Here is a 1,388-nt window from a genome sequence, read left to right on the forward strand (position 1 = left end):
CATCATGGCATGGGGAGTGCGTATCCATGTTCAGGCGGTTGGTACTGATTTTCAGCGTGGTCGCCATGGGTCTCGCCCTCAATGGCTGCACCAAATGCGGCCCGATCTGGGACGATTGGGTGCAATCGCCGAAATCCTGCAAATCGGACCGCTCTTGACCCCAAAAGGGCTGGCGCGCTTGGCGTCGCGGCTGACGCGGTGATATATTGCCCGCAATATGCAGGAGCTTCCGTGATGAGAATTCTTGGCGCCGCCGCTGTCATCGTGTTGCTGGCAGGGCCGGCTTACGCGCAAAGCCCAAACATCAACCTGATCCCGGAGATGCAATCCAGGTCGCCGGAGGAGAAGGAAGCCGACGCGGCAAGGGACAAGGCCTACAAGGAATCGCTGAAGAAGATTCCGGATGCCAAGGGATCTTCCGACCCGTGGGGCAATGTGCGCAGCACCGATACGCCGAAGACGGCGGCGCCCGCAAAGCCGCGCACCAAAACCGGCAGCACCACGAACTAGAACCTCGTCGGTTCTGACTAGATCAGAACCGGGCTCTGGTCCTGGTCTTGACGGCTTTCTCAACGCAATCCGCTATCCACTACGCTCGAAAACGCTGTGGGCGCAGCTATGGCCTGCGGCCGAGGCTCCGCACCGACGCGGCCAGCCGGGCCATGAAGTTTCTGACCCAGATGTCTTCGGACGCCAACATGCCGTCATGCGCGCCGGGGTTGAAGCCTGGTGCGTCGCGGGTTTCGTCGTCCAGAATTTGAAGTCGGCGTCGGCGTGATGCGGGCGCTGGTACTGTCATGATGGCTCCTTCGCAGGAAACCAACGGGCGACTCTCGATAGCGTTCCAATATCAATACAGTTAACGGTTGAATAGCGGTGGAATAACGCTGGGCCGCGATCAGGCCAGCGTGGCCGATTGATCGAGCAGCGTCTCGTAGCACTCGCAGGACATCCGCATCAGCGCGGGCCGGTCCAGGATCTTGATCACGCCGCGCGAATAGGTGATCGCGCCGGCGGCCTGCACCTTGCTGGCGACTTCCGTCACCGAGGTACGCCTCACCCCCAGCATTTCCGCGAGGAATTCCTGCGTCAGTGCCACGGTGTCGCTGGCCGCGCGATCGGCGCTTTGCAGCAGCCAGCGGCAAAAGCGCGCCTCGATCGAGTGCAGTGCGTTGCAGGCCGCCGTCACCCTCGCCTGCGACAGCAGCACCTCGTTGTAGCGAATGCACAGATTGCGAATGGGATCGCTGCTGGCGGCGACCGTCCTGAAATGGCTGGCGGAGATCTTGCTGACCGACACCGGCATCTGCACCACGACCCGGACCAGCGACCTGTAGAGGCCGAGCCCCGCCATCGCGCCGACCACGCCTTCGCGGCCGACGGTCGCG

4 protein-coding genes are annotated in these 1,388 nt (G+C 62.5%); 2 read left to right on the top strand and 2 right to left on the bottom strand.

Features of this window, described 5'->3' with window-relative positions; all coding sequences use genetic code 11:
• Positions 1–202: hypothetical protein (locus Q7U29_RS19660; RefSeq protein WP_304744088.1), on the top strand; the 202-nt coding region annotated here is incomplete at its 5' end.
• A 32-nt stretch (positions 203–234) separates the two neighbouring features.
• Entirely contained in the window at positions 235–510 is a 276-nt protein-coding gene (locus Q7U29_RS19665; RefSeq protein ID WP_304744089.1) for a hypothetical protein, read from the top strand.
• A 106-nt stretch (positions 511–616) separates the two neighbouring features.
• Here Q7U29_RS19665 and Q7U29_RS19670 read toward each other — a convergent pair whose 3' ends face one another.
• Together Q7U29_RS19670 and Q7U29_RS19675 are read right to left on the bottom strand one after the other, a co-directional pair.
• Positions 617–799 carry a hypothetical protein gene (locus Q7U29_RS19670; protein WP_304744091.1) on the bottom strand — a complete coding sequence of 61 codons (183 nt, stop codon included), beginning with the start codon at positions 797–799 and terminating at the stop codon, positions 617–619.
• A 99-nt stretch (positions 800–898) separates the two neighbouring features.
• Positions 899–1,388 (bottom strand): Crp/Fnr family transcriptional regulator (locus Q7U29_RS19675; RefSeq protein WP_304744092.1); only part of this gene is annotated, 490 nt, incomplete at its 5' end.

This window comes from Bradyrhizobium sp., assembly GCF_030654605.1.
Taxonomy (GTDB): Bacteria; Pseudomonadota; Alphaproteobacteria; order Rhizobiales; family Xanthobacteraceae; genus Bradyrhizobium.

What these genes read in the sequence shown, in the direction of transcription:
- Q7U29_RS19670 (WP_304744091.1), bottom strand. Translation starts at nt 799, where the DNA reads ATGACAGTACCAGCGCCCGCATCACGCCGACGCCGACTTCAAATTCTG.
- Q7U29_RS19665 (WP_304744089.1), top strand. Translation starts at nt 235, where the DNA reads ATGAGAATTCTTGGCGCCGCCGCTGTCATCGTGTTGCTGGCAGGGCCG.